The organism is Xanthobacter wiegelii (assembly GCF_043193855.2).
In the GTDB taxonomy this organism is placed as follows: domain Bacteria; phylum Pseudomonadota; class Alphaproteobacteria; order Rhizobiales; family Xanthobacteraceae; genus Xanthobacter; species Xanthobacter flavus_A.
The window spans coordinates 1,621,184-1,647,395 of sequence record NZ_CM195529.1; the positions used below are offsets into that span (position 1 = coordinate 1,621,184).

Below are 26,212 nucleotides of genomic sequence, written 5' to 3' on the forward strand. Positions count from 1 at the left end.
CCCGCTTCCTTCTCCCCTTGCCGCAATTTCTCGCCGCGACCGGCCACGGCCGGGCTCGCCTCACACCGACAGGTCGCCTGCAATGACCACAGTGGTGCAATACATCCTGTCCGGCCTTGCCATGGGCGGCATCTATGCCCTGGTGGCGCTCGGCTTCCACATCATGTGGTCATCCGCCAAGGCCGTTAACTTCGCCCATGGCGACACGCTGATGATCGGCGGCCTGCTGGCCGTCTACCTGCTGGCGGCCGGCCTGCCGCTGGGCCTCGCCTGCCTCCTGGCGGTGGCCGTCGGCGCGCTGTTCGGGCTGGTGCTGGAGCGCATCGCGGTGCGCCCCTTCCTGTCTCAGCAGGGCTCGGTGGGCTGGATGCTCACCACCATCGCGGTGGGCATCATGGTGGAGAGCTTCGCCACCATCCAGACCCAGGGCTATGCCCGGCCGCTGCCCTCGCCGGGCGTCAACTCCTCCGTGCACATCCTCGGCGCCGGCATCTATCCGCAGGAACTGGTGATCCCGCTGGTGGCGGTCGTGGCCATGCTGGGCCTGCGGGCGCTCCAGCGCCACACCCTCCTCGGCCGCGCCATGCGGGCGGTGGCCCACAACAAGAACGCAGCCGCCCTCATGGGCATCAATGTAAATGCGGTCGTCGCCTTCTCCTTCGCCCTCGCCGGGCTTCTGGGCGCGGCGGCTGGCGTGCTGGTAGCCCCGGTGGTGCAGGCCTCCGCCGCCATGGGTGTGCTGCCGGGCCTGAAGGGCTTTGCCGTTGCCATCATCGGCGGCATCACCTCGGCACCGGGGGTGGTCATCACCGGCCTCGTCTATGGGGTGATGGAGAAGTTCGTCGAGGGCTACATCTCCACCGCCGCGCGCGAGATCATCGGCTTCTCCCTCATGATCCTCACTCTGCTGGTCTTCCCCCAGGGCCTGTTCGGCAAGCGGGAGGTGATGAAGGTATGAGACACCTCGTCCGCCATCTCACCCTCCTGGGCTTCGGGGCGTTCCTCGCCCTCCTCGTGGCCGTGCCACTCACCGCCGGCAACGAGTATGAGCTGCGCCTGTTCATGCTGTTCCTGATCTACGGCATCATCGCCGTGGGCCTGAACGTGCTGGTGGGGCTTACCGGCCTGGTCTCCCTCGGGCAGGCGGGCCTGTTTGCCCTCGGCTCCTATACCGGCGCCATCGTGGCGACGCGACTGGGCTTCGACATGATCTCGGCGAGCATCGTCGCCGCGCTGGTGGCGGCCGTGTTCGGCGTGCTCCTCGCCTATCCGACGGTGCGGGTGCGCGGCGTCTATCTCGCGGTGGTCACCATCGCCTTCGGCCTCATCGTGGAGAATGTCGCCATCGAGTGGCAGTCGCTCACGGGGGGCACCACCGGCATCACGTCCATTCCCTCCCCGAATGCGTTCGGGGTGCGGCTCTCGGGCTATGCCTTCTATGGCGTGCTGGCGGCGGTGCTGTTCCTCGCCACGGCGGCCGCGCACAATCTCAAGGTCTCGCGCTACGGCCGGGCGATGCTGGCGGTGTCGCAGAGCGAGATCGCGGCGCGGGCGCTGGGCGTGGATGCCACCGCCACGCGCACGCTCGCCTTCGTGGCGGCGGCGGTGACGGCGGGCCTCGCGGGCACCTTCTACGCCTTCCTCAACTCCTACATCTCGCCCGACATCTTCACATTCTCGGACAGCGTGCGCTTCCTGCTCATGGTGATCCTGGGCGGCGCGGCCTCCACCTTCGGCCCGGTGCTGGGCGCCTATATCCTCACCTATCTGCCGGAGTATCTGCAGGAATTCGCGGTGTGGCAGAAGTTCGCCTATGGCGCGCTGCTGCTCATCGTCATGTTCGTGATGCCGCGGGGCATCATGGGTTCGCTCGCCGCCGGCCTGAAGCGGCTGGTGCCGGTGCCGCGCGCGGTGCCCGCCTCCGAAGGCCTGCCGGCCGAGGACACGCTGCGCCTCGATCCCCGCGCGCAGAAAGCCGAGCTGGTGGCGCGCGACCTCACCGTGCGCTTCGGCGGGCTCACGGCGCTGGCGAAAGCCTCGCTGAGGGTGAAGCCGGGCGAGGTGCATGCCCTCATCGGGCCGAACGGCGCCGGCAAGTCCACCTTCGTCAACACCATCTCCGGCTTCTACCAGCCGAGCGAGGGCGCCTTCGAGCTGGACGGCATCCAGCTCGCCGGCAAGGCCTCCCACGAGATCGCCCGCGCCGGCCTCTCCCGCACCTTCCAGAACACCGAGCTGTTCGGTGAGATGACCGTGCTGGAAAACGTGATGGTGGGCTATCAGCAGCGCCTCGGCTACGGGCTTCTCGCCGCCGTGCTGCGCACCGGTGCGATGCGGCGGCAGGACGAGGAATGCCGTCGCGCCGCCATCGGCCTGCTCGCGTTCGTGGGGCTTGAGGACTACGCCAACGAGGAGGCCCGCTTCCTGCCGTTCGGCCTCCAGCGCCGCCTGGAGATCGCCCGCGCGCTGGCCCCCCGGCCTCGCGTGCTGCTGCTGGACGAGCCTGCTGCCGGGCTCACCACCCAGGAGATCGACGAGCTGGAAGCCATGATCCGACGGATCGCGGCGCTGGGCGTCTCGGTGCTGCTTATTGAGCACCATGTGGAACTCATCATGGCGGTGGCCGACACGGTGACCGTGCTGGATTACGGCCAGGTGATCGCCAGCGACACGCCTGCCGTGGTGCAGGAGAACCCGCGCGTCATCGAGGCCTATTTCGGCACCTCCCTCGACCACGCCACCCCCGCCGAGGTGACGGCATGACCCCTCCCAAGACCGACGCCGCGGACGTGCTGCTCGACATCCAGTCCATGGAACTGCGCTACGGCGCGGCGGTGGCGGTGCGCGACATCTCCCTCAAGGTGAAGCGCGGCCAATTGGTGGCGGTCATCGGCAACAACGGGGCCGGCAAGTCGTCCATGGTGAAGGGCGCGACCGGCCTCGTCGCCCCGTCCGGCGGCAAGGTGCTGTTCCGTGGCGCCGACACCATCCGCATGAGCGCGAACGCCAAGGTTGGGCAGGGCCTCGTCATGGTGCCGGAAGGCCGGCTGATCTTCCCCGACCAGAGCGTGGAGGACAATCTGATCCTCGGCGCCTATGTCCATGGCGGACTGAAGGGCGCGCGGGCGAAGCAGACCCGCGATAAGGTGCTGGAGCTGTTCCCGCGGCTGAAGGAGCGCCTTGGCCAGCAGGCCGGCTCCATGTCCGGCGGCGAGCAGCAGATGCTGGCCATCGCCCGCGGGCTGATGGCCGAGCCCGAGCTGCTCATCATCGACGAACTTTCGCTCGGCCTCGCGCCCCGCATCGTCGACCAGCTCATGGGCGTGCTCTCTTCGCTCAACAAGGCTGGCCTCACCATCCTGCTGGTGGAGCAGTTGGCCTCCTACGCGCTCGCCATCGCCGACCATGCCTATGTCATTGCCAACGGCCGCGTCGCGCGGGAAGGGCCGAGCCAGGTGCTCGCTCGCGATCCCGAGGTGATGGAAGCCTTCCTCGGCCGCAAGAAACCGGCGGCCTGAGCTTCATCTTTTTGCAAGTCGATCCAGTCCAAGGAGCCCCCATGTCCAGAATCGTCGACCTCAGCCTGCTCATCGAAGACAACATGCCCGCCCACAAGCTGTTTCAGCGGCCGGTGATCACAACTCACATGAGCCACGAAAGCTCGAAGGCGCTGGGCCTCGGCGTGCCCGGCGATGCCATGACCTTTCAGACGAATTTCATCGCCATGCTCGACCATGTGGGCACCCACGTGGATGCCTTCCGCCATGTGAAGCCCGACGGCGCTGCCATCGACGAGATGCCGCTAGAGATGTTCATGGGCAAGGCCGTGTGCTTCGACCTGCGCCACATCCCCGACCTCGGGGAGATCAACGTCGAGGATATGGAGAAGGCCGAGGCAGCCGCCGGCGTGAAGGTGGACGGGCACATCGTGCTGCTGTGCACGGGCTTCCACAACCGCAACTATCCGAGCCTGGATTCCGTATGGAAGAATCCGCTCCTCACGGCGGAAGCCACCAAGTGGCTGTATGACCGCGGCTCGAAAATGCAGGGCGTGGAAGGTCCTTCCACAGACAAGCCCTCCGACAACATCTTCGCCCAGCACCGCCTGTGCCGCGACCTTGGCATGAGCCACTGGGAATGGCTGGTGAATCTGGAGGAGTTGGTGGGCAAGGGCGAGTTCCAGTTCTTCGGCGTGCCGCTGAAGTTCAAGGGCGGCTCCGGCTCGCCGGTGCGCGCCTTCGCCATCCTCGACTGAACTCGCGAATACGTCTCTTCTGCCCTGACCGAGACGTATGGGGCTGCTGGATGGTCACTGCCGGCCGTCCAGCAGCGCTCTCTTTGCAATCCACTCAAAATCCAGCATGCGCCGGAGCCGCCTCATGTCCGACGAGTTCGACACCCTGAGCGCTCTTGCCCTGCGCACGCTGGTGGCCCGGCGGGAGGTCTCGCCGGTGGAGCTGACGCGCCGCGCGCTCGATCGCGCCATCGCCACCCAGCCCACCCTCAATGCCTTCTTCCTCATCCTTGAGGAGGAGGCCATGGCCGCCGCCCATGTCGCCGAGGATGCGGTGATGAAAGGCGCGCCGCTCGGCCTCATCCACGGCCTGCCGTTCTCCGCCAAGGACCTGATGGCGGTGAAGGGCGTGCCTTATGCCTCCGGCTCCCGCGCCATGGCCGGCAATATCGCCGAGGTGGACGCCCCCGCGGTGGAGCGGGCGAAGGCGCAGGGCGGCATCCTCATCGGCAAGACCACCACCAGCGAATTCGGCTGCAAGCCCATCGGCGACAGCCCGCTCACCGGCATTACCCGCAACCCGTGGAACCTCGCCATGACGCCGGGCGGCTCCAGCGCGGGCGCGGCGGCCTCCGTGGCGGCGGGCATCACCCCGTTCGCGCTGGGCACCGACGGCGGCGGCTCCATCCGCATTCCCTGCGCCTTCAGCGGGCTTTCCGGCCTGAAGGGCCAGTTCGGCCGCGTGCCCGTATGGCCCACCTCGGCGACGCCGACGCTGGCCCATGTCGGCCCCATCGCCCGCTCCATGGCTGATGCGGCGCTGCTCTTCTCCGCCGTGGCGGGGTACGACCGGCGCGATCCGTTCGCCGTCGCCGGCCCGGTGCCGGACGTGATGGGCGCGGCGCACGCCTCCGTGGCCGGCATGCGCGTCGCCTACAGCCCCACCTTCGGCTACGCCCGCCCCGCGCCCGAGGTGATCGCCGCCACGGATCAGGCCGCCCGCACCTTCGAGGCGCTGGGCTGCCATGTGGAGCAGGTGGATGCGGTGTTCGACACCGACCCCGCCGATCTATGGACGGCCGAATTCTACGCCGGCGTCGGCACCCGCCTGCGCGATGTGCTGGAGAACCGGCGTGAGCTTCTGGATCCAGCCGTTGCGGACATCCTGATGCCGGCCCTCGGCCAGGAGATGAAGAGCTATTACGCCAGCGTCTTCGCCCGCTACGCTTTGCGCGAGAAGATGCGCCTGTTCTTCGAGCGCTATGACCTGCTGATTTCCCCGGTGCTGCCGGTAAGCGCGCTGGAGGCCGGACGGAACCTGCCGGAGGGGCTTGAGGATCGCAACCTCGTGTCCTGGGTGTTCTACACCTATCCGTTCAACCTCACCGGCCAGCCCGCCGGAGCGGTGTGCGCCGGCCTGTCGCCTGAGGGCATGCCCATCGGCCTCCAGATCGTCGGCCGCTCCTGTTGCGAGGACGATGTGGTGCGGGCGGCGGCGGCGTTCGAGCGCGCCCAGCCCGCCGGCTACAACCGCCCGCCGACCACGGCCTGAGGCGCGCCGCGCCGACCTCGAACGTCGCAATTGCCGGTCCGCGCGCGGCCGAGGCGCGGTCGCGCGCCTCCGCTCGCCTGACCGCGCATTGTCTCAATTTTGGAACGGCGCGGGCAGTCAATGCGCGCTTTTCCCGCCTCCCGCCGGCTGATACCCAAACCTCCAGAACTGCAGAAGCAGCCACGCAGCCGGAGCGTTCGGTCCCCGCGAACGGTCCGAAGACGGAGGAAACCATGAACATGCCGTTCATCCCGGCGACGGACGCGAAGCGCACCGAAGGTCTCGATCGTCTGCTCAACGCGAAGTCGGTGGCCATCGTCGGCATGTCCTCCAAGCCCCAGTCGGCCGGGCACATCGTGCTGAGGAACCTGCGCGAGAACGGCTTTTCCGGTGCCATCCACCTCGTGGGGCGCACCCCGGGCGTCATCGACGGCCTCACCGTGATCACCGACATGGCCGAACTGCCGGCAGGGGTAGATCTCGCGGTGCTCACCGTGCCCGCGTCGAGCGTCGAGGCGACGCTCGACGCCTGCATGGCGCGGGATGTCGGCTCCGCCATCGTCTTCGCCTCGGGCTTCGCCGAGACGGGCGAGGAGGGGCGGCGGGAGCAGGAGCGCATCGGCGCCCGTGTGCGCGCGGGCGGCATGGTGGTGGTCGGCCCCAACTGCCTCGGCTTCACCAATTACGCAGCCGGCTTCAGCATCACCTTCGTGGGTGTGAACAAGGTGCCGGCGATGCCGGAGGGCACGCGCGATGCCGTCGCCATCGTGTCCCAGTCCGGCGGCCTCGCCAACCACCTGCGCCACGGACTGAATTCCCGCGGCGTCGCGGTCGCCTACAACATCTCCACCGGCAACGAGATGGACCTCGGCCTCGGCGATTTCGTCGACCATCTCGTGGACGATGCGGCGACGCGCGTCATCATGATCTATGCCGAGGACATCCGGCGGCCGGACCTGTTCCTCGCCGCCGCCGCCCGCGCCCATGCCGTGGGCAAGCCGCTGGTGATGCTGTTTCCCGGCCGCAGCCCCCGGGCGCAGGAGGCGGCCAAGTCGCACACCGGCGCGCTGGCGGGCGACTATGCCGTGATGAAGGCCATGGTGGAGCGCGCCGGCGTCCATCTGGTCGAGACACTCGACGAATTCATGGATGTGGCGGAGATCCTCTCGCGCTATCCGGCGCCCTCCCGCGGCGGCCTCGGCATCCTCACCTTCTCCGGTGCCTTCTGCGGCATCGCGCACGATTTCTGCGCCGATATCGGGGTGGAGATCCCATCTCTCTCTCAGGCCACCGAAAGCGAGCTGAAGTCCCTGCTGCCGGCGTTCATCTCGCCCAAGAATCCCATCGATCTCGGCACCGAGGCCGTGTGGCGGCCGGAGCTGGTCGGCGCGGGCGTCGCCGCTTTGCTCAAAGAGCCGGCCATCGGGGCCGTCGCCATTTCCATTCCCATCGTCTCGCCAGCCCACGCCAAGGCCTATGTGGAGCAGGTGGTGAAGGCGCGGGGCGACAGCGTGAAGCCCGTGGCCATGGCCATGCTCGGCGACCAGCTGCCCCTGCCGCCGGAATTCGTCGAGATCGCCCGCGCCGGCAAGGTGATCGTCTCGCGCTCCTCCGATCGCGTCCTGAAGGCGCTGGCGCGGATCGTCCGGCAGCCGGACGTGACGACGCCGGCACCTGCCACACGGTCGTCCACGCCGCTTCGCGACCTGCCCAAGGGCACGCTGCCGGAGTGGCTCGGCAAGAGCGTGCTCGAAGCAGAGGGCATCCGCATTCCCGGCGGCCGTCTGGTGCGCACCCTCGACGAGGCGCTCTCGGCGGCGGAAGGCATCGGCTATCCGGTCGTCATCAAGGCGCAGGCCGGCGCGCTGGCGCACAAGACGGAAGCGGGCGGCGTCATCCTCAACCTCGCCGATGCCGATGCGCTCGCCGCCGCCTGGTCCACGCTCAACGCGAACATCGCCCGCGCCCAGCCCGGCCTCGTGCTGGACGGGGTGCTGGTGGAGAAGATGTCCGCCAAGGGGCTGGAACTGGTGGTGGGCGGCCGGCGTGATCCGCGCTGGGGGCCGGTGGTGCTCATCGGCCTCGGCGGCATCATGGTGGAGGCTCTGGGCGACGTGCGCCTTGTGGCGGCCGATGCCAGCCGCGCGGAGTTCGTCGCCGAGTTCGGCCGGCTGAAGGCGTCCAAGATGCTCTACGGCTTCCGCAACCTGCCGCCGGTGGACGTGGAGGCCGCAGCCGACGTGGCGGTGGCGATCGGCCGCCTGCTGCAGGCGACGCCCGAGATCACCGACGTCGAGATCAATCCGCTCATGGTCTACGAGCGCGGCCGAGGCGCCGTCGCCCTCGATGCCCTGATCGTCAGCACCGGCAGCTGAGCCGTCCGGCGGCCAACACAGCGACAGTAACGCACACGTATCGGAGCCTGCCATGCCCGCGCTCGTGACCTACGAGGTCGAGGACAATATCGCGCTGATCGGCCTCAACCGGCCGGACAAGCGCAATGCCATGAATGACGCGCTGCTGATGGAGCTGCGCGACGTGCTGAACGACGCCGGTGACAAGATCGACGCCGCCGTGCTGTTCGGCCACGGGCAGAACTTCTCGGCCGGGCTCGATCTCGCCGAACTGTCGAAGCGCCTCACGCCCGAGGGGCAGGCGCCCCGCAAGCGCAGGCCGCGCCATCTGTGGCATTCCACGTTCGACCTGCTTGCGCGGGGCAACTTCCCGGTGGTCTGCGCGCTCCATGGCGCCACCATCGGCGGCGGGCTGGAGCTTGCCTCCGCGGCTCACATCCGCGTCGCCGACGAGACCACCTTCTTCGGCCTGCCGGAAGGCCAGCGCGGCATCTTCGTGGGTGGCGGCGGCAGCGTGCGCACCCAGCGCATCATCGGCTATCCCATGATGGCCGACATGATGCTGACCGGGCGCCTCCTCACCGCCGAGGAGGGCAGCCGCTGCGGCCTCGCGCAATATGTGGTGCCGGCCGGTGAAGCGTTCGCCAAGGCCAAGGCGCTGGCGCGGGTGATCGCCTCCAACGTGCCCCAGACCAACTGGATGATCACCAACGTCCTGCCGCGCATCAACGACCTGTCGCATGACGACGGGCTGTTCATGGAATATCTCAACACGTCCATGACGCGGCCGCCTGAGGCCCTCAAGCGCCTCGAGGACTTTCTGGAAAAGCGCGCGCCGGCCTTGGCCCGGCCCGAGTAGACCCAAGCCAAAGACAAATAAAATCATAATGTCAGGGAGGACGACATGGGCCATTTCGTCGATCGGCGGACACTCCTTCGGGCCGGCCTCGGCGCCGGCGCGGGCGCAATGGCGGGCTTCCCGTTGCGGGCCGCCCGGGCGCAGGGCGATGCGGTGCGCTGGGCCTATCTGGTGCCCGGCTTCACGGTGCTCATCGCCCGCTACATGCAGCAGAAGAAGCTCGGCGACGCGCCGGGCGTCGGCCTTGCCGCACCCAGCGAATACGCCACGGTTTCCACTTATTACAACGATTTCGCCGCCGGCAATTACGATGTCTGCATCGGCAGCTGGGATGTGTTCGCCCAGCGCTTCGAGGCCGGCGTGCCGATCCGCATGCTGTGCACCATCACCACCGCGAGCATGATCTCCATCCTCACCGGGGAGCCCTCCATCAAGGGCATCCCGGACCTGAAGGGCAAGACGCTGGCGGCGCCGCAGTCCACCGGCACGTTCCGCATGGTGTCGAGCCTCATCAAGGAGCGCTACAGCCTGGAACTGGGGCGCGACATCAACATCCAGGGCGTGGACAATCCCGCGTCGTCCATGACCATGGTTCTCGCCAACCGGGCGGACGCGGGGCTCTCGTGGGAGCCGAACATCAGTTCGGCGATGGCGCGGCGCAAGGACCTGTCGCTCATCTTCAACGCCGGAAACGCCTATCGCGACATCAGCGGCGGCGGGGAGCTGCCCTATTTCGGCATCGCGGTGCGGCGCGAGCTTGCGGAACGTGATCCGGAGCGGGTGCGCCGTATCCGCGCGGCGTTCGAGGCCGCCATCAACGGCATCATCGCCGATCCCAAGGAAGCCGTGAGCCTCGTCGCGGATTCGGCCGGGGCGCCGGCCCCGGTGCTGCTCGATGCGCTCACCTCAAAGCGGCTCAGCTTCCGCTTCGGCTCCATGGCCTCGGCGGAGGAGCGCGCCCAGATGACGAAGGCCGGCGAGTTCCTGAAGCGGAACGGCCTGCTCAAGCAGTCCATCGATCCCGGCTTCTTCATAGCGTCCTGAGGCGGGGCGGGTCCTTGCGCGCGTCGCCCGCCGGGCGGCGGCGCACGGGCTCGCCCTGCTCACGCCGGTCGAGCCGCGCCGGCCCGTCGGCGGCCAGAAATGCCTCCACGTGGTCGAGGAAAACGCGGGTGCGCTGCGGCACGTGGCGGCCCGCGAAATAGGTCGCCGTCGCCTGCAGCGCGGGGATTTCCTCCTGCATGTCCAGCCGCACGAGGCGGCCGTTGGCGACGTCGCCACGGCACATCACATTGGGAAGCACGCCCGCCCCGAGGCCCGCGATCACCAGCTCGCGGGCGACGCCGATATTGTTGACGCGGACCGTGCCGTGCCGGTCCGCCTCGCCCCGCGCCTCCTCCCGCCAGATGCCTTCCGCCACCTGCTGCTCGGTGAGCACGCCCTTCACGTCGGCGAGCCGGCGGGGGGGTGAAGCGAGCCGGGCCAGGTACTTCGGGCTGGCATAGATGCCGCGCGTGAGCGCCGTCAGCCGCCGCGCCGGCACGCCCGGATTGACATGGCTGCCGAGCTGGATGGCGATGTCGTAGGTCTCCTCCGTCACATCCACCCACCGGCCGTTGACGTGCACGTCGAGGTCGATCATCGCGTATGTCTCGGCGAAGGACGCGATGGCGCTGCTGATCCAGCCAGTCCCGAAATCGATGGGCATGCTCACCCTGAGCTTGCCGCGCAGGCTCGTGCGCCGCTGGGTGGTCTGCAGCCCCGCGCTCTCCAGCTCCGCGGCGATGCGGGAGCAATGGTCGTGCAGCCGGCGCCCCTCGTCGGTGACCAGAATGCGCCGGCTGGTGCGCTTGAGCAGCGCCGCGCCGACCTGATCTTCCAGATGCTTGATTTTCCGGCTGACCGTCGACTTGGGCTGGCCAAGTAACCGCGCAGCTCGAGTAATGTTTTCCTGGTTGACCACCTCGAAGAACACCACCAGCGCGTTAAGGTCGAAGTTCATCTCTTCCTCCCGGTTCGACAGTTCTAGCATCGTCCCAATTTTGGAACAACGCGCTGCGCGAATCCGCGCTTTGTGCCGTGGGCGGGGGTGCTATGGTCCTGTTCAACGAAGTGCTTCGGCTGCGGGGCTCCGGCTCCCGCGCCGCAATAGCACCATCCGCCAAGCGCGCGCAGATGCGTGCGCATCCAAGGCGGAAAATGCGGGAGGAAAAGGCACACCATGAGCGAAAACCTTGTTGCGACAGGGCGGCCGCCCCTGCGGCCGGCGCCCGCCCGCAAGGCTTCGAGGCGCGGCTCGGGACAAAGCGACGTGGTGGCGACGCTGGTCGTGGTCGCGGCCATGGTCATCGCGATGCAGATCGCCAGCAGCCACGTTCCCGATTACATCATGCCCTCGCCCATGAGCGTGCTGAACGCCACGGGCGACATCCTCTTCGGCGACCGCATGCACGTGCTGGTGACGCTGGCGCGCCTCGCCGCGGCGCTGGCCTTCTCGCTGGTCGCGGGGGTGATCGTGGGGGCCATCATGGGCATGGTCCCGCTGGTGCGCCCCTTCCTGCGCGCGATCATCGTGATCGACACCGGCATTCCGGCGCTGTCCTGGATGCTCATCGCGGTGTTCTGGTTCAAGGACACCGAGACGCGGATCTTCTTCATCCTCACGGTGATCCTGCTGCCCTTCTACGCCATGAACGTCTACGAGGGCATCCGCGCGCTGCCCAAGGATCTGGTGGACATGGTGGAGAGCTTCCGCCCGAGCCGCTGGCAGATGCTGCGCTACATGATCATGCCGCACATTGTCCCCTACATCTTCATCACCACCAAGTCGGTCGTCGGCTATGCCATCCGCATGGCGGTGTTCGCTGAACTCGTCGCCTCGGCCATCGGCATCGGCTCGCGCATGAGCCTTGCCCAGTCGAGCTTCCGCATCGATCAGGTGTTCGCCTGGACCTTCCTGCTCGTCATCCTCAACATCGCCTTGCAGTGGGGCGTCTCGGCCATCGAGAAGCTGTTCCTGAAGTGGCGGCCGGAAGTGGCGGTGCGGTGATGGGCACGATCGATCCGGTCATCGAGATCCGCAACATCCACAAGAGCTTCGGCGGTTTCGTCGCGGTGGATGACTTCAGCCTGCGCGTGGAGCCCGGCGAGATCGTCGCGCTTTTGGGACGCACCGGGGCCGGCAAGAGCACCGTGCTCAATCTGGTGATGGGCACCATCGGGCCGGACCAGGGCACGATCCGCGTCGCCGGTTTCGACCCTTATGCGCAGTTCCGCGAGCTGAAGGGGCGCATCGCCGTTTCCTTCCAGACGGACAGGCTGCTGCCTTGGCGCACCGCGGTGGAGAATGCCGAACTCGGCCTCCTCATTCTCGGTGTGCCGAAGGCGGAAGCCCGCACGCGGGCGCTGGCCTGGCTGGAGCGGGTGAATCTCAAGGGCGCGCAGGACAAGTATGTCCACGAACTGTCGGGAGGCATGCGCCAGCGCGTCTCGCTGGCCCGCGCGCTGGCGGTGGACCCGGCCATCGTGTTCCTCGACGAATCCTTCAGCCAGCTCGACCATGCGACGGCGGGCAAGCTGCGGCGCGATTTCCATCGCATCGCCAAGGAGTTCGGGAAGACCTGCCTGTTCGTGACCCACCGCATCGAGGATGCGATCGAGATCGCGGACCGGGCCATCGTGCTCAATCCGGGCGCGCGCATCGTGCTGACGGAAGAGATCACGCCCGATTTGCGCGCCGACCCGTCCCGCGTGCGCGCCTGCCACGCCCGCATCGCCGAGGCCATGGGCGGCGAGGGCGAGGCGGACGATGAGGAAGACGCCGCCCCCGTCATCGCCGGCTGATCGCCCACGCACCCTTCTTCCAGCACCGGCGGCCTGATGTCGCCGGTGACCGGCCAGCCGTGCCTTGGGCCGGCCGTCCCAGCTTCATCATCCGGAGGTGCCAGAATGGCACGGACAGACGTGGTCATCGCCGGCTATGCCGAGACCAAGGTGGTCTACCAGAGCGGCCGGTCCGCCTATGATTTCGCCGGCCTTGCCTTGAGCGACCTGCTTGAGAAGAGCGGCATCGGGAAGGACGAGATAGACGGCCTCTCGGTGACGCTGGCGCTGAGCGAGGGCACCAATCCCTTCTTCGCCGTCTACATGGCGGATGCGCTCGGGCTGACCCCCACATGGCTTAACGCAGGCGGCATCGGCGGCTGCTCGGCGGCGGGCGGGGTCGCGCGGGCCATGTGGGCCATCCGCGAGGGTGCGTGCCGCATCGCGGTGGTCCTCTCCGCCGATGCGCCGAGCACCGCCTTCCGGGCGAACTACGGCGCCTACCGCCCGGAGTTTCAGGATCCGCAGGGCGTGCAGGGGCCACCGGCCACCTTCGGGCTGCTGATGAGCCGCTACGATCATCAGTATGGGCTCGATCCCCGCGCGCTGGGCAAGATCGCGATCACCCAGCGAGAGCACGCGCTGCGCAATCCCAACGCCCTCGACAAATTCCGCAAGCCGCTGACGATGGACGATTATCTGGCGTCCCGATCGATCGCCGATCCGCTGCGCGTGCTCGACTGCGTGATGTATTGCGATGGCGCCAACGCCTTCCTCGTGATGAGCGAAGAAGAGGCCCGCGCCCGCGGCATCGAGAAGGTCGCTTATCCCACCGCCTATGCCGAGGTGACCAACCATAACGGCGCCGACCCGCTGGCGGACATCACCGAAAGCGGCTTCTACCGCATCGCGCCGAAGGTGTTCGCCAAGGCGGGCCTCACCCCCGCCGGCATCGGCATGTTCCAGCCCTATGACGACTTCACCATCGCCGTGCTGATGCAGCTGGAGGCGTTCGGCTTCTGCGGCACGGGCGAGGGCTCGGCCTTCGTGCGTGATACCGATCTCTCGTTCAGCGGAACCCTGCCGCTGAACACCGGCGGCGGCCAGATCTCGGCCGGCCAACCGGGGCTCGCCAGCGGAGGGCTGAACCTTGCCGAGGCGGTGCGGCAGCTCTTCGGCGAGGGGGGCGACCGGCAGGTGCCCGGGGTGCGCAACGCGCTGGTCACGGGCATCGGCGTCATCCCCTACGGCCGCAACTGGGGTTGCAGCGCCGCGATGATCCTGGAGGTGTGAGATGGCTGAAACCGAAGCACGGCCCGTGCCGGTCGCCAACCGCTACGTGCCCTCGCAGCCGTTCTGGGATGGCGCGCGGGAGGGGCGGCTGATGCTGCAGATGTGCCTCGATACGGGCCGCTTCCAGCATCCGCCCCATCCGCTCAGCGTCTACACCGGCAGCCAGAATGTCGCGTGGCGGCAGGTGAGCGGCCTGGGCACGATCTACGCCGTGACGGTTGTGCGCGTGCCGGGGCCTGGGCTTGCCGGCCGGCTGCCGCTGACCGTGGCCACGGTGGAACTGGCCGAGGGCGTCCGTCTCATCGCCAACATCATCGACAGTCCGCCCGAGCGCGTGGGCATCGGAGCCGCCGTGGAGCTGGCGTGGGACCCTCTCGCAGACGGCACGCCCTATCCCGCCTTCCGGACGCTGGCGCAGGGGGCGGCCGATGCTCAGGATTGAGAGCGAGGCGGAGCAGGCGTTCCGCCGCGAGGTGCGCGACTGGTACGCGGCCGAGCTTCCCGAAGAATTGCGCGACCTCACTTTTCGGCCCGAGCCGGCGCGGGCGCTCGGCTGGTATCGCCGCCTGTCGCAGCGGGGATGGATCGCGCCCCACTGGCCGAAGACTTTCGGCGGCATGGGCGCCTCGCCGGTGGAGCAGGTGATCCTGATGGAGGAGGCCGCGCGCATCGGCGCGCCGGAATTGCCCACTCAGGGCCTCAACCAGATCGGCCCGATCCTCCAGCGCTTCGGTACGCCCGAGCAGCAGGCGCGGCACCTGCCGGCGATCCTCAACGGGGATGTCATCTGGTGCCAGGGCTATTCCGAGCCCGGCGCGGGTTCCGATCTCGCCTCGCTGAGAACGCGTGGGCGCGTGGAAGATGACGAGATCGTCGTCACCGGCCACAAGATCTGGACCACATGGGGCCACCATGCGGACTGGATCTATGCCCTCGTGCGCACCAACGAGACCTTGCCCCGCCGGCAGGGCATCACCTTCCTCCTCATCGATCTGACATCGCCCGGCATCACCCGCCGCCCCATCCGCACCCTCGCCGACGAAAACGAGTTCTGCGAGGTGTTCTTTGATGAGGTTCGCGTGCCCCGCGCGAACGTGGTGGGTCCGCTCGACGGCGGCTGGTCCATCGTGACCGCCCTTCTCGACGAGGAACGCATCCAGCTCGGCGCACCCTCTCACGCCCTGCGCGCGCTGGAGCGCGTGCGCCGCATGGCGCGGGCGCTGGGGCCGGCGCTGGGGGAAGCCGGGCATCTCATGGTGGCGGAGGCAGAGATGGAGGTGGCGGCGCTCACCGCGGCCTTTCTCCAGATCCTGACGGGCGTGGCCAGTGGCAAGGCGGGCGATCCCTCCGGCCTCAAGATCCTCTCCACCGAGACCACCCAGCGGGTGCTCGACATCGCCCAGGAGCTGGCCGGCTCCGCCGCATCGCTGAAGCTGCCCGAGCAGGTCGCGGGCGCGGTGATCGACTTCAGCGAGCTGTTCCTCCAGTCCCGCCGCCTGTCCATCTATGGCGGCACCAACGAGATCCAGCGCGGGCTCATCGCGGACCGCGTGCTGAAACTTCCAAAGGGAAAGCGGCCATGATCGAGCCCACGCCCGAGCAGGTTCTCATGCGGGACAGCCTGGTCCAGCTCCTCGGCGACGGGGTGGCGCGGACCCGCGCCGCCGGCGAGGCGTGGCCGCGCATCGACCGGGCTCCGTGGGCGGACATCGCCGGCGCCGGATGGCCGGGGCTGCTCGTGCCCGAGGCCTCCGGCGGATGGGGCGGCACCGCGCTCGACATGGTGATGCTGCTCGAAGGCGCGGCCGCGACGCTGGCGCCGGAGCCGCTGCCGGCCGTTCTCGCCATCGCTCCGCTCCTTGCCGCCTGCGAAAGCGCGGCCGCCGCCGCTCTGCTGGGGCAACTGGTTAGCGGCGAGGCGATCGTCCTGATGGCCGAATCCGGGGCCTTTCCGCTGTCGCCCGAGGCGGGCTTCGTGCTGTTCGACGCGCATTGGGCCGACGAGGTCATCTGCGCAGAAGGGGAGGGGGACGCCTTCCGGCTGGTTGCAGTGCCGGCCGCGGACCTTGCGGACGCGCCGTTGCGGCGGACCATAGACGGCAGCGGGCAGCGGGTCTTTTCCCTCCCCGCGGGCGCCGGGCTCGAACTGGCGCGAGGATGCCGGGCGGAGGCGGCCTATCATAGCGCCGTCAACCGTCTGCGCCTCGGCGCTGCCGCCAGCCTGATGGGTCTCGTACGCGGGGCGCTCGCCCTCACGATCGATTATCTCGGCGTCCGAACCCAGTTCGGCCAGCCCATCGGCTCGTTCCAGGCGCTCCAGCACCGGGCGGCGTCCCTCCATGTTGCCCATACGGCGGGATGGGCGCTGGTGTGCGAGGCCGCCCTGAGTGTCGGTGGCGAAAAAGAGGGGATCGCCTGCGCCATGGCCAAGGCGAAGGCCTCGTCCACCGCGCGCTACCTCCTGAAGGACTGCGTGCAGATGCACGGCGCCATCGGTTTTTCGGACGAATATGCGCTCGCCCCCCTGTTCCGCCGCGCCGTGACGCTTGCCTCCGCCTTCGGTACGTCTCAGGCCTGCCTGGGGGAGATCGGCAGCCTTCCGCGGTGCGCCTGACGGCCCCTGATCCCGGCGCTCCGCACGTCGCGCCTATCGGAGGGACAGCAGGCGCCCAAGGGCATGATCGTCGGCGAGGGCCGCGGCCTTTTCCCTGGCGGTGAGCAACGCGAGCGCCTCGGCCCGCGTGGGCGCGTCCTCGACCTTGGCGCGCGCGACGAGGCGGTCGGGGCGGAAGTCCCCGGGCAGGCGCTTGCCCTGCGCGGGCAGCGCATCGCGATGGAAATCGAGGAGGTCCGCATCGCCGGCAAGGCGCGCGACGGCCTCCATGGAGCCGCTCGTTCCGGCGAGGCTCGCGCGCAGGTCCGCCGCCGCACGCAGCACCAAAGGCGGCTGCTGCGCCTCCGGCGTCTCAAGAAGCCCCCCGGGACGGCGTGGGCGGCTGGTCCACACCGCCAGCGGCACCGCTGTGAGGAGGCCGAGGATCACCGGCGACATCCACGCCATCAGCGGCCAGGCGATGGCGGCGGTCGCCGCCGCGAAGCCGAGGCCGAGGAGGGTGTGGGGCAGGAAATGGCGAAAGGCCTCCCGCCAGCCGAGGCTGCCATCGTCCCGCCGCTGCGGATTCCAGCCGCCGTCCCGCCCCATGAGAATGCTGAACACCGCGAAGGACTGGGACACCATGGTCACAGGCGCCATGAGGCCGGACAGGAGGATCTCGCTCATCATGCCGAGAAAGGTCCGCCCCGCGCCGCCGAAGCCGCGCCGGGCGGCGCCATCGCCCAGCATCAGCGCGTAGGCGATGAATTTCGGCAGCAGCAGCACCGCCATGGTGCCGCCGAATACCCAGGCGGCGCGCACGGGGTCCTGCGCCGGCCAGACGGGGAACAGAGCGAAGCCGGAGGGGAAATAGTCGGGCGGCACGAAGCGCGCCTGAAGCGAGGTCAGAAGGCCCGCGAGCAGCATCATCAGCCACAGCGGCGCCGAGACATAAGAGCCGATGCCGGTGAGCAGATGCATGCGGCTCGCGAAGCTGAGTCCGCGCACCGGCAGCACCGCCCCGTGCTGGAGATTGCCCTGGCACCAGCGGCGGTCGCGGACGGCGAGATCGGTGAGGGAGGGCGGGCCTTCCTCATAGCTGCCGGGAAGCCCCGCCACCATGTGGACGCTCCAGCCCGCGCGCACCATCAGCGCCGCCTCGACGAAATCGTGGCTCAGGATATGCCCGCCGAACGGCTTGCGCCCCTTGAGATGGGGCAGGCCCGCCGCGCCGGCGAAGGCGCGGGTGCGGATGATGGCGTTGTGGCCCCAATAATTGCTCTGGGGCCCATGCCACCAGGCAAGGCCCTGGGCGATGAGCGGCCCATAGAGGCGCCCGGCGAACTGCTGGAGCCGGGCGAACAGCGTGCGTCCGCCGACGATCACGGGCAGCGTCTGGATCAGCCCCGCCTCTGGCGTGCGCTCCAGCGCGTCGGCGAGGCGGACAATGCAATCGCCGGTCATCACGCTGTCGGCGTCGAGGATGAGCATGGCCTCGTAGGCCGCCCCGAACCGCGTCACCCAATCCGCGATATTGCCCGCCTTTCGGTCTGTGTTCTGCGGACGGCGGCGATAGAAGAAGCGGCCGCCGGTCCGCCGGCGCAAGGCGAGAAAGGCGGCTTCCTCCGCCACCCACACGTCCGCGTCGGTTGTGTCGCTGAGGATGAACACATCGAACAGGTCGGCGCGCCCGGTTGCCTCCAGCGAGCGCCATGTGGCCTCCAGCCCGGCGAAGACGCGGTTCGGCTCCTCGTTGTAGCAGGGCATCAGGAGGGCGGTGCGGATCGTCGGGGAGGGCAGGGGGGCGTCCGGATCGATGCCGAGCGCCTTGCGGCCCGAGAGAAGCCTGATAGCTCCGCCGATCGCGTTGGTGAAGGCAAGGCCGATCCACGCGAAAAGGACGACGAACAGCACCAGCACGGCGTATTCGAGGTAGGTGAGGCCGCCCACGTCCAGCACCTTGTACATCTCGTAGGCCGCGAGGCCCGTGAGCGCCATGGCGCCGCCGAACACGAAGGCGCGGCGGGCGATCAGCGTCGGGCTGAGCCGCGTCCCGGCCCCGACCCGCTCCGGCCTGCGCCAAAAGTCCTGCGCCGGCATGGCGAGGGGCGCTTCGGGGGGCAAAGCAGGCTCCGGTGCCGGCCGGGTGACCGGAGGCAGGTCCGCTAGGGCGTCCATCGGTAGAGCCAGGTTTCGGTCAGGGGCACGTCGCCCTTGAAGAGACGCGCCCTGAGTTCGGAGAGGTTGGCACCCTTGGGCTCGAACGCGAAGGAGAGGCGGGCACCGGAGATTTCCGGATTGGGCTGGAGCACCACATCGCGCACCTCGCCGGCACTGGCGGAGACATCCAGACGGATGCCGTCCGGCGTCAGCCCCGCCATGGGCCCGTCCGCCAGATCGATGACGAAGAGCCGACGCTCGTCTGTGCCGCCCGCCCGCGTTCCGGCGACGCGGCCGAGGGCGGGCGGTGTCGGCATGTCCCAGACCCAGTGCAGGCGATAGGTGTAGGTGTATTCGCTGCCCTTGCGCAGGGTGTCCCTGGGGCGCCAGAAGGCGACGACATTGTCGTGGACCTCCTGCGGGGTGGGGATTTCCACCAGATGAACCGCGCCCTCGCCCCAGTCGCCGATGGGCTCCACCCACACGCTCGGGCGCTTCTCGTAGCGCGCTTCCAGATCCTGATAATCGAAGAAGGAGCGCTGGCGCTGCATCAGGCCGAAGCCGCGCATGTTGGAGCCGGCGAAGACGCTGATCTGCAGGCGTCCCGGGTTGGCGAGCGGCCGCCAGAGCTGCTCTCCGGTTCCCTCGGAGATGGCGAGGCCCTCCGCGTCGCGGACGGCGGGGCGGAAATCGTCGAAGCCGGCATGGTCGGCCGGGCCGAACAGGAACATGCTGGTGAGCGGCGCGATGCCCGCCTCGGCGAGATCGGCACGGGGATAAAGCGCCATCTCCACCGTCATCACCGTGGCGTCGCCGGGCCGGATGGTGAAGCGATGGGCGGCCGTGGCGCTCGGGCTATCCAGCAGGGCGTGAACGACGATGGAGGGCACGTCCGGGCGCGGCTGCTCCACATAGAAGGCCTTGAACACCGGAAATTCCTCGCCGGAGGCTGCGGCGGTCTTCACCGCAAGGCCGCGCGCGGAAGTGCCGTAGCCTTGCCCCTTGGCGACGGCCCGGAAATAGCTCGCGCCCTGGAAGACGGCGATCTCGTCGAGATAATCGGGCCGGTTGAGCGGGCCGTGCAGTCTGAAGCCGGAGAAGCCGAGGTCGGTGCCACCCTGCGGCGCCTTTACGCCGTGCTCGAAGCGGAACAGGCCGGGATCGTAGGCGATGCGGCTGGCACGGCCTTCGGCCACCACAAAGACATCCACCTGATCGCGGAACAGGAAGCCCCGGTGCAGGAGCTGCATCTCGAACGGCAGCCGCTGCCCCCGCCAGATGGAGCGGTCCGCGTTGAAACGGATGTTCCGGTAGTCGTCATAGCTGAGCTTGTCGAGTTCCGCCGGCAGGGACTGGTTGCCCTGTTTGAAGGGCTTGGCGGCAAGCTGGCGCGCCATGTTCCGCACCGTTTCGGCGTCGAACCGCTCGCCCTCCTGGGCGTGCGCGGGAAGAGCCGCGGCGGCCTGAAGCGCGGAGATCGCGGCCGCGCCCAGCATGAAAGTCCTGCGGTCGAGCAATGCGTCCCTCCGCCCCCGGTTGTTCGGACATGCCTCGGCGGCCTGCTGGGAGGAAGCCGCGAAGGACGGTCCGGGTTCCCCGGCGGGAGCGCGACATTGGGTCTCGCTGGCGGGGTCGGGGCGTCAAGGTTCGTGCCGAGCGCGGATTTCGACCGGCTACCTGGCCTGTGTCGGGGCCGACGAGGCCGCCTCGGCCAGCGCCCGCACGCCCGGCCGGTAGGCCTTCCCGGTCGGTCCGGTGGGGAGCGCCGCCACCACATGGATGGCGTCCGGCACCTTGAACCGCTCGATGCGCCCCGCGCACCACGCGCGCAGTTCCTCGGCAGAGGCCGTGCTTCCCGCCCGCAGCACCACGGCGGCGTGGAGCGCCTCGCCGAGGCGCGGGTCGGGCACGCCGGCCGCGAGGGCCTGGGCAACGGCGGGATGGGCGCAGAGCACGGTCTCGATCTCGGCCGGCGCGATCTTGTTGCCGCCGCGCGAGACGATTTCCTTGATGCGCCCCACGATCTCCACGCACCCGTCCGGGCGCCGCCGCGCCACGTCGCCGGTGCGGAAATAGCCGTCGCGGAAGGCGGCCTGCGTGAGGTCTGGATTGTCGAGATAGCCGAGCATGCCAAAGGGCGTGCGGATCAGCAGTTCGCCCGGCGCGTCCGGCCCCGACCCAGTGGCGCCGGCAGCGGGGTCGTCCGAGATGAGATAATCGACGCCGGGCGTCGGCCGGCCGATGGAGCCGCGTCCCGCCTCCGCGTCCGCCGGCTTCAGGCAGAAGTCGCAGGAGCCGGTCTCGGTGAGACCGTAAAGGTCGAACACGCCGGCATCCGGCAGCTGCGCCGCGATGGCCCCGGCCAGATGCGTCCCCAGCCCTTCGCCGCCGGTGAGGATGGCCCGCAGGCGCGGCGCTGGCACATCTCCTTCGCCGAACAATGTGCGCAGCATGGAGGGGACGGTCGCGAGGACCGTGGCCTCGGGAAGGCGCGCCTTGAGGCCGGCGGGCGAGAACTTGCCCACCAGATCCAGCCGCGCGCCGGTCTTCAGCGAGAGCAGGGCCACCCACAGGCCGAAGATGAAGATGAGCTGGAGTGGCAGCACCACCCTGTCGCCCGACGTTAGGGCGAGCAGGCCCTGAAGCGCATCGAGCTTTCCGGCGAACCGGTCGTGGCCGAGCACCACGCCCTTGGGCTTGCCGGTGGAGCCGGAGGTGAAGACGATGAGCGCCGCGCCGTCGAGCAGGGGACGGGCGGGCGGTGCCGCCTCCGCGATGCGGGTCACCGTCGCATCGGACACGAGAAAGCGGGCGCCGGTCTGTTCGAGGATGGCGGCTCGTGTCGTCTCGGCCGCACCGGCGTGGAGCGGCACCGCGACGCCACCCGCCTGCCAGACCGCGAAGAAGGCGGCAAGATCGGCTGCGCGGTTGGCGACGGCGACGATCACCGGCTCGTGCGGCTCGATCCCGTCCGCCCGCAGCCGCGCGGCGAGCGTAGCGGCGGCCGCCCGTAAGGCGTCGGCCGTGTGCATCGCGCCGCCGTCCTCGGCGACGGTGCCGGCCGCTTCGTCCAGGATGCGGCAGAGCGCGCCCGTCTTCGCCATCACGGCCCCTCAGCCTTCGCGGGTGGGAAAGCGCGCATCGCGCCAGGCGATGGCGGCGCGCAGCCCCTCGCGGCGGGCGACGTCGAAGAAGGCGATCTTGTCGGCCGAGGCCGCGCCCTCGATGGAAAGGTCGATCTCCAGCGCGCTCTCCAGCGCCTGCAACATGCCCTGCGTCTCCAATGCGCGATTGAGCGCGCGCTTGGTTTCCTTCACAAGGCCGGGGTCGATGGCGCTGATGTGGCGGGCCACCCGCATCGCCTCCGTTTCCAGCCGGTCGGCGGAAACCACGCGGTTGATCATGCCGATCTCCGCCGCGCGCTGCGCGCTCACCCGGTCCTCGCCGAGCAGGATGATCTCCTTGGCGATCTTCGGCCCCACGATCCACGGCAGCAGCATCACCACGATGCCGGCGCCGAACTTCAGCTCCGGCTCGCCGAAGAAGGCGTCGTCCGAGGCGATGGTCATGTCGCAGGCGAGCGCCAGCTCGCAGGCGCCGGCAAGGCAGGCGCCGCGCACCATGGCGATGGTGGGCTTCGGGCAGTGCCAGAAGCGCATCACCGTGTCGAAATCCTTGCGCAACACGGGCCGCCACGCATCGACGCCCACCGGGCGCGCCTCCATCTGCGCCTTCAGGTCGAAGCCGGAGGAGAAGGCATTGCCGGCGCCACGCACGATCACCGCCTTCACGTCCACATCCGCCTCGGCGCGGTCCATGGCGGCGTTGATCTCGCCGAGCATCTCCTGGTCGAGCGCATTCGTGCGCTCGGGCCGGTTGAGCGTGAGAAGGGCGATACCGTCTCGGGTTTCGTAGGCGATCTTGGTGAAGGTCATGGAAGCCTCGTGGAGAGGGATCAGCGCCGCCCGCCGGCCATGCTCGCCGCTTCGGGCCGCAGGCGCAGGCGGAGCATGGCGAGGACGCCGAGGAAGGGGCCGATGGCGAGGATGAGGAAGGCGTAGCGCCAGCTGAAGGCATCCACCGCATAGGGCAGGAGGTGGATGCTCACCAGCGTGATGAGGAAGCCGACGCAGGTCTGCACCGTCAGCATGGTCCCGATGAGGCTGCGGTCGGACAATTCCGTCACCGCGGCGGAGAATTGCGCGGAATCGGAGATCACCGTCACACCCCACACCAGCGCCAGCGGCAGCACCAGCCAGATCGAGGCGCCGAACAGAAAGCCGATGCCGACCGCGCACAGGCCGCTCACCGCCATGGACAGCGCCGTGACGAAGGTGCGCCCCAGCCGGTCGGCCGCGAAGCCGCCACCCAGCGCTCCCACGGCGCCGATGGCGACCACGCAGAAGGTGGCGAGGCGGGGATCGAGGGGCGGGGCGTCGCCATAGCGCGCGGCGAAGCTCGCGGCGAAGAAGGCGCCGATCCACGCCCACATGGCGTAGAGCTCCCACATGTGGCCGAAATAGCCGAGATTGGCGAGCCTGAGCGCCGGGCGCCGGAACGCATCGAGGGCGTTGGAGAGCTTGAGCGGCGGCGCCTTCGCGTGGTTGGGGCCGACCTTGGCGAAGCGGATGAGCATGGCGGCAATGAGCGCGCTCGCCGCCGCGCCCGCCACCGGCGCCCGCCAGTCGAGCCCGCCCATCGCCGCCATGGCGTGGGGCGAGGCCGAGCCCAGCGTCAATGCCGCCACCAGCATGCCGATGAGCAGGCCGAGGTCGCCCTTCGCCCAGGTCGCCGCGAGCTTCATGCCCACGGGATAGACGCCCGCCATGCACATGCCGGTGATGAACCGCAGCAGCGGCACCGCCGGATGGGTGGGCTCAAACAGGAGGATGGCGCCGTTGGCCAGCGCCGCGACCAAGGCCGAGACGTAGAACAGCGTCCTCAGATCGGCGCGGTCCGCCAGCGAGAGCAGCGCGCTGAGGAGGGTGCCGGCGACGAAGCCCGCCTGCACGGAACTGGTGAGCAAGGCCTCCTGAAAGGGCGACAGGCTCCACTGCGCCCGGATCGCCCCCAGAGAGGCGGTGGTGGCGAACCAGGTCGCCATCGCCGCCACTTCCGCGACCACGAGGATCGCGAGGGAGAAGGCCTTGCCGTCCGTGCGGGCGGCTGTCGCCGGCGCCGTCACCTCAGCCGGCCTTCTTCAGCATGGGGCAGGTCTCGGGCGACATGGGCCGGAAGGCCTCATCGCCGGGGATGGTCGCCACCAGCTTCAGATAGTCGTAGGGACCCTTGGACTCTTCCGGCGTCTTCACCTGCCACAGATACATGTCGTGGATGGTGCGGCCGTCGGCGCGGATGTGGCCCTTGCCGAAGAGGGGATCGTTCGTGGGCATGGCCTTCATCTGGGCAACCACGGCGGCACCGTCATGGGCCTTCGCCTTGTCCATGGCCGCGATGGCCTTCATCCAGTGCAGCGTGGCGGCATAGGTGCCGGCCTGGTTCATGGTCGGCATGCGGCCGTTGTTGCGCGCCCCGAAGGCCTTGCCGAAGGCGCGGGTGCCGTCGTTGAGGTCCCAGTAGAAGGCGTTGGTGAGCATGAGGCCCTGCGCGGTTTTCAGGCCCAGAGAATGGATGTCGGACAGGAAGATGAGAAGGCTGACCAGCTTCTGCTTCTGCGACAGGCCGAATTCCGCCGCCTGCTTGACCGAATTGATGGTGTCGCCACCGGAATTGGCCAGCGCCACCACCTTCGCGCCAGAGCCCTGCGCCTGCAGGATGAAGGAGGAGAAATCCGAACTCTGGAACGGCGCCAGCGCGCGGCCCATCACCTTGCCGCCATTGGCCTTCACCACCTCGGCCGCGTCGCGCTCCAGCGCATGGCCGAAGGCGTAATCGGCGGTCAGAAAGTACCAGGAATCGCCGCCCTGCTTGATCATGGCGCGGGCGGTGCCGTTGGCGAGCGCCCAGGTGTCGTAGGTCCAATGGACCGTATTGGGCGTGCAGGCCTTGGCCGTGAGGTCGGACGTGCCGGCGCTCGCCACCAGGAAGACCTTGTTCTTGTCGCGGCTGATATCGGCGACGGCGAGGGCCACCGAGGAGGTGGGCACGTCGACGATGGCATCCACCTTGTCGAGGTCGTACCAGCGCCGCGCCACTGAGGAGCCGATGTCCGCCTTGTTCTGGTGATCGGCGGAAACCACCTCCACCTTGAAGCCGTGCTTCTCCGGATTGAAGTCCGCGACCGCCATCTGGGCGGCGGTGACGGAGCCGGGACCTGCGATGTCGGAATAAAGGCTCGACTGGTCGTTCATCACGCCGATGCGGAACGTCGGCAGATCCTGGGCTGAGGCCCTGTGAGCAGTCGTGATGGGGACGGCGACGGCGCACGACAGCACGGTCGCCGCTACGAGGGCAGCGCGCATTTCTTCTCTCCCGGCGTTTCCAGTGTCTTCTTTTTGCCGCGGCATCTCCGTCCGCGATCTGTAGAACCAAAGGCTCATTTGAAGATTTGTCAAACGAATAATTTTTAGTTGATTTGACGCCGCCGATCTGAGACCAAGGGGATGACCACAGGCGTCCCCGGAACGGATCAGATGGAACCGAGCTACGGCCAGATCGTCACCACCAGCGCGGCGAGTCAGATCGCCGATCAGCTCCAGCAGGCCATCATGGACGGCCGGCTGAAGGTGGATGAGCGCCTGCCGACCGAGGAGGAACTGGCCGCGCAGTTCGGCGTCTCGCGCCCCACCGTGCGCGAGGCTTTGAAGCGGCTCGCCGCGCGCCACCTCATCCGCTCGCGGCGCGGCCCGACGGGGGGCACCTTCGTGACCGGCCCGTCGCCGGAAGAACTCGCCACCAGCCTCGGCACGTCCGTGACCCTTCTCGTCGCCACGGGCGGCGTCTCGCTGGAGGAGATGGCGACGGCGCGGCTGGAGATGGAGGCCGTCTGCTGCCGTCTCGCCGCCCAGAACCGGACCGAGGCGCACCTTTCGGCGCTGGAGGCGGAGATCGCCCTGCAGCGCACCGCCAGCCTGTCGGATCAGGATTTCTGCGCCTCCGACGTGCGCTTCCACCGCACCATCGTGGACGCGGCCGGCAACGCTTTGCTGCGCTTCCTCATGAATGCGGTGGTGGAGGCGCTCATGCCGGTGAGCAACATGATCATCTTCCGCGTCCGCGACCGGAAGGAGATCGTCGCCCATCACGAGACCCTGCTTGCGGCCCTGAGGGACCGCGATGGCGAGGCGGCGGTGACCGCCCTCGGCGGGCTCGTGCGCTACATCCGCGCCCAGTACGAGAAGGCCGAAGAGGCCCGCAAGGCCGCAAGGCCCTGAGCACACCGCCC

At 68.8% G+C, this 26,212-nt stretch carries 22 protein-coding genes; 15 read left to right on the forward strand and 7 right to left on the reverse strand.

Annotated features, from left to right (window positions below; translation table 11 throughout):
• The first annotated feature begins 82 nt into the window (after positions 1-82).
• The 8 genes from V5F63_RS07490 to V5F63_RS07525 all read left to right on the forward strand — a co-directional run bounded on the left by V5F63_RS07490 (position 83) and on the right by V5F63_RS07525 (position 10,043).
• Positions 83-958 (forward strand): branched-chain amino acid ABC transporter permease, encoded by an 876-nt coding sequence (locus V5F63_RS07490; protein WP_209488471.1) that lies wholly within the window; start codon positions 83-85, stop codon positions 956-958.
• Positions 955-2,763 carry a branched-chain amino acid ABC transporter ATP-binding protein/permease gene (locus V5F63_RS07495; protein WP_394102093.1) on the forward strand — a complete coding sequence of 603 codons (1,809 nt, stop codon included), beginning with the start codon at positions 955-957 and terminating at the stop codon, positions 2,761-2,763. The genes V5F63_RS07490 and V5F63_RS07495 overlap by 4 nt, the downstream gene beginning before the upstream one ends.
• Entirely contained in the window at positions 2,760-3,518 is a 759-nt protein-coding gene (locus tag V5F63_RS07500; protein ID WP_394102092.1) for an ABC transporter ATP-binding protein, read from the forward strand. The genes V5F63_RS07495 and V5F63_RS07500 overlap by 4 nt, the downstream gene beginning before the upstream one ends.
• A 41-nt stretch (positions 3,519-3,559) precedes the next feature.
• Positions 3,560-4,255: a cyclase family protein gene (locus tag V5F63_RS07505; protein ID WP_209488474.1), complete on the forward strand. Its 696-nt coding sequence runs from the start codon at positions 3,560-3,562 to the stop codon at positions 4,253-4,255.
• Between the two features lie 124 nt (positions 4,256-4,379).
• Positions 4,380-5,786, forward strand: a complete 1,407-nt coding sequence (locus tag V5F63_RS07510; RefSeq protein WP_394102091.1) for an amidase family protein — start codon at positions 4,380-4,382, stop codon at positions 5,784-5,786.
• Positions 5,787-6,019: 233 nt separating this feature from the next.
• Positions 6,020-8,161 (forward strand): acetate--CoA ligase family protein, encoded by a 2,142-nt coding sequence (locus V5F63_RS07515; protein WP_394102090.1) that lies wholly within the window; start codon positions 6,020-6,022, stop codon positions 8,159-8,161.
• Positions 8,162-8,213: 52 nt separating this feature from the next.
• On the forward strand, positions 8,214-8,999 hold the full coding sequence (locus V5F63_RS07520; protein ID WP_209488477.1) for a crotonase/enoyl-CoA hydratase family protein: 786 nt from the start codon (positions 8,214-8,216) through the stop codon (positions 8,997-8,999).
• Positions 9,000-9,044: 45 nt separating this feature from the next.
• Positions 9,045-10,043 carry an ABC transporter substrate-binding protein gene (locus V5F63_RS07525; protein ID WP_245327484.1) on the forward strand — a complete coding sequence of 333 codons (999 nt, stop codon included), beginning with the start codon at positions 9,045-9,047 and terminating at the stop codon, positions 10,041-10,043.
• Here V5F63_RS07525 and V5F63_RS07530 read toward each other — a convergent pair.
• Positions 10,030-11,001 carry a LysR family transcriptional regulator gene (locus V5F63_RS07530; protein ID WP_209488478.1) on the reverse strand — a complete coding sequence of 324 codons (972 nt, stop codon included), beginning with the start codon at positions 10,999-11,001 and terminating at the stop codon, positions 10,030-10,032. The genes V5F63_RS07525 and V5F63_RS07530 overlap by 14 nt on opposite strands.
• Before the next feature lie 219 nt (positions 11,002-11,220).
• Between V5F63_RS07530 and V5F63_RS07535 the strand changes: the two genes are divergently transcribed.
• The 6 genes from V5F63_RS07535 to V5F63_RS07560 all read left to right on the forward strand — a co-directional run bounded on the left by V5F63_RS07535 (position 11,221) and on the right by V5F63_RS07560 (position 16,728).
• Entirely contained in the window at positions 11,221-12,048 is an 828-nt protein-coding gene (locus tag V5F63_RS07535; RefSeq protein WP_245327486.1) for an ABC transporter permease, read from the forward strand.
• The gene (locus V5F63_RS07540) at positions 12,048-12,842 is read left to right on the forward strand and encodes an ABC transporter ATP-binding protein (protein WP_209488479.1); all 795 of its coding nucleotides are present in this window, start codon (positions 12,048-12,050) and stop codon (positions 12,840-12,842) included. The genes V5F63_RS07535 and V5F63_RS07540 overlap by 1 nt, the downstream gene beginning before the upstream one ends.
• Positions 12,843-12,947: 105 nt before the next feature.
• Complete coding sequence (locus V5F63_RS07545) at positions 12,948-14,114, forward strand: thiolase family protein (protein WP_394102089.1); 1,167 nt, start codon at positions 12,948-12,950, stop codon at positions 14,112-14,114.
• Position 14,115: 1 nt separating this feature from the next.
• Complete coding sequence (locus V5F63_RS07550) at positions 14,116-14,556, forward strand: Zn-ribbon domain-containing OB-fold protein (protein ID WP_394102088.1); 441 nt, start codon at positions 14,116-14,118, stop codon at positions 14,554-14,556.
• A complete protein-coding gene (locus tag V5F63_RS07555) occupies positions 14,543-15,697 on the forward strand; it encodes an acyl-CoA dehydrogenase family protein (protein WP_209488482.1) in 1,155 nt (384 codons plus the stop codon). The genes V5F63_RS07550 and V5F63_RS07555 overlap by 14 nt, the downstream gene beginning before the upstream one ends.
• Positions 15,694-16,728, forward strand: a complete 1,035-nt coding sequence (locus tag V5F63_RS07560; protein WP_394102087.1) for an acyl-CoA dehydrogenase family protein — start codon at positions 15,694-15,696, stop codon at positions 16,726-16,728. The genes V5F63_RS07555 and V5F63_RS07560 overlap by 4 nt, the downstream gene beginning before the upstream one ends.
• 33 nt (positions 16,729-16,761) lie before the next feature.
• Here the strand turns inward: V5F63_RS07560 and mdoH are convergent, their stop codons facing one another.
• From mdoH to V5F63_RS07590, 6 genes are all read right to left on the reverse strand, one after another.
• Positions 16,762-18,831: a glucans biosynthesis glucosyltransferase MdoH gene (gene mdoH, locus V5F63_RS07565; RefSeq protein ID WP_394102086.1), complete on the reverse strand. Its 2,070-nt coding sequence runs from the start codon at positions 18,829-18,831 to the stop codon at positions 16,762-16,764.
• 41 nt (positions 18,832-18,872) lie between these two features.
• Positions 18,873-20,363 (reverse strand): OpgD/OpgG family glucan biosynthesis protein, encoded by a 1,491-nt coding sequence (locus V5F63_RS07570; RefSeq protein WP_394102167.1) that lies wholly within the window; start codon positions 20,361-20,363, stop codon positions 18,873-18,875.
• Positions 20,364-20,540: 177 nt separating this feature from the next.
• Positions 20,541-21,971 (reverse strand): class I adenylate-forming enzyme family protein, encoded by a 1,431-nt coding sequence (locus V5F63_RS07575; protein WP_394102085.1) that lies wholly within the window; start codon positions 21,969-21,971, stop codon positions 20,541-20,543.
• Between the two features lie 9 nt (positions 21,972-21,980).
• Complete coding sequence (locus tag V5F63_RS07580; protein WP_394102084.1) at positions 21,981-22,802, reverse strand: enoyl-CoA hydratase/isomerase family protein; 822 nt, start codon at positions 22,800-22,802, stop codon at positions 21,981-21,983.
• 20 nt (positions 22,803-22,822) lie between these two features.
• Positions 22,823-24,052 (reverse strand): MFS transporter, encoded by a 1,230-nt coding sequence (locus tag V5F63_RS07585; protein ID WP_394102083.1) that lies wholly within the window; start codon positions 24,050-24,052, stop codon positions 22,823-22,825.
• A 1-nt stretch (position 24,053) separates the two neighbouring features.
• Complete coding sequence (locus tag V5F63_RS07590) at positions 24,054-25,289, reverse strand: ABC transporter substrate-binding protein (protein WP_394029858.1); 1,236 nt, start codon at positions 25,287-25,289, stop codon at positions 24,054-24,056.
• Between the two features lie 171 nt (positions 25,290-25,460).
• On the opposite strand from V5F63_RS07590, the gene V5F63_RS07595 reads away from it, so the two are divergent.
• A complete protein-coding gene (locus V5F63_RS07595; protein WP_394029857.1) occupies positions 25,461-26,201 on the forward strand; it encodes a FadR/GntR family transcriptional regulator in 741 nt (246 codons plus the stop codon).
• The last annotated feature ends 11 nt before the right edge of the window (positions 26,202-26,212 follow it).

Coding starts and splice junctions, on each gene's coding strand:
- V5F63_RS07490 (WP_209488471.1), top strand. CDS start 83: ATGACCACAGTGGTGCAATACATCCTGTCCGGCCTTGCCATGGGCGGC.
- V5F63_RS07495 (WP_394102093.1), top strand. CDS start 955: ATGAGACACCTCGTCCGCCATCTCACCCTCCTGGGCTTCGGGGCGTTC.
- V5F63_RS07500 (WP_394102092.1), top strand. CDS start 2,760: ATGACCCCTCCCAAGACCGACGCCGCGGACGTGCTGCTCGACATCCAG.
- V5F63_RS07505 (WP_209488474.1), top strand. CDS start 3,560: ATGTCCAGAATCGTCGACCTCAGCCTGCTCATCGAAGACAACATGCCC.
- V5F63_RS07510 (WP_394102091.1), top strand. CDS start 4,380: ATGTCCGACGAGTTCGACACCCTGAGCGCTCTTGCCCTGCGCACGCTG.
- V5F63_RS07515 (WP_394102090.1), top strand. CDS start 6,020: ATGAACATGCCGTTCATCCCGGCGACGGACGCGAAGCGCACCGAAGGT.
- V5F63_RS07520 (WP_209488477.1), top strand. CDS start 8,214: ATGCCCGCGCTCGTGACCTACGAGGTCGAGGACAATATCGCGCTGATC.
- V5F63_RS07525 (WP_245327484.1), top strand. CDS start 9,045: ATGGGCCATTTCGTCGATCGGCGGACACTCCTTCGGGCCGGCCTCGGC.
- V5F63_RS07530 (WP_209488478.1), bottom strand. CDS start 11,001: ATGAACTTCGACCTTAACGCGCTGGTGGTGTTCTTCGAGGTGGTCAAC.
- V5F63_RS07535 (WP_245327486.1), top strand. CDS start 11,221: ATGAGCGAAAACCTTGTTGCGACAGGGCGGCCGCCCCTGCGGCCGGCG.
- V5F63_RS07540 (WP_209488479.1), top strand. CDS start 12,048: ATGGGCACGATCGATCCGGTCATCGAGATCCGCAACATCCACAAGAGC.
- V5F63_RS07545 (WP_394102089.1), top strand. CDS start 12,948: ATGGCACGGACAGACGTGGTCATCGCCGGCTATGCCGAGACCAAGGTG.
- V5F63_RS07550 (WP_394102088.1), top strand. CDS start 14,116: ATGGCTGAAACCGAAGCACGGCCCGTGCCGGTCGCCAACCGCTACGTG.
- V5F63_RS07555 (WP_209488482.1), top strand. CDS start 14,543: ATGCTCAGGATTGAGAGCGAGGCGGAGCAGGCGTTCCGCCGCGAGGTG.
- V5F63_RS07560 (WP_394102087.1), top strand. CDS start 15,694: ATGATCGAGCCCACGCCCGAGCAGGTTCTCATGCGGGACAGCCTGGTC.
- V5F63_RS07570 (WP_394102167.1), bottom strand. CDS start 20,363: ATGCTGGGCGCGGCCGCGATCTCCGCGCTTCAGGCCGCCGCGGCTCTT.
- V5F63_RS07575 (WP_394102085.1), bottom strand. CDS start 21,971: ATGGCGAAGACGGGCGCGCTCTGCCGCATCCTGGACGAAGCGGCCGGC.
- V5F63_RS07580 (WP_394102084.1), bottom strand. CDS start 22,802: ATGACCTTCACCAAGATCGCCTACGAAACCCGAGACGGTATCGCCCTT.
- V5F63_RS07590 (WP_394029858.1), bottom strand. CDS start 25,289: ATGCGCGCTGCCCTCGTAGCGGCGACCGTGCTGTCGTGCGCCGTCGCC.
- V5F63_RS07595 (WP_394029857.1), top strand. CDS start 25,461: ATGGAACCGAGCTACGGCCAGATCGTCACCACCAGCGCGGCGAGTCAG.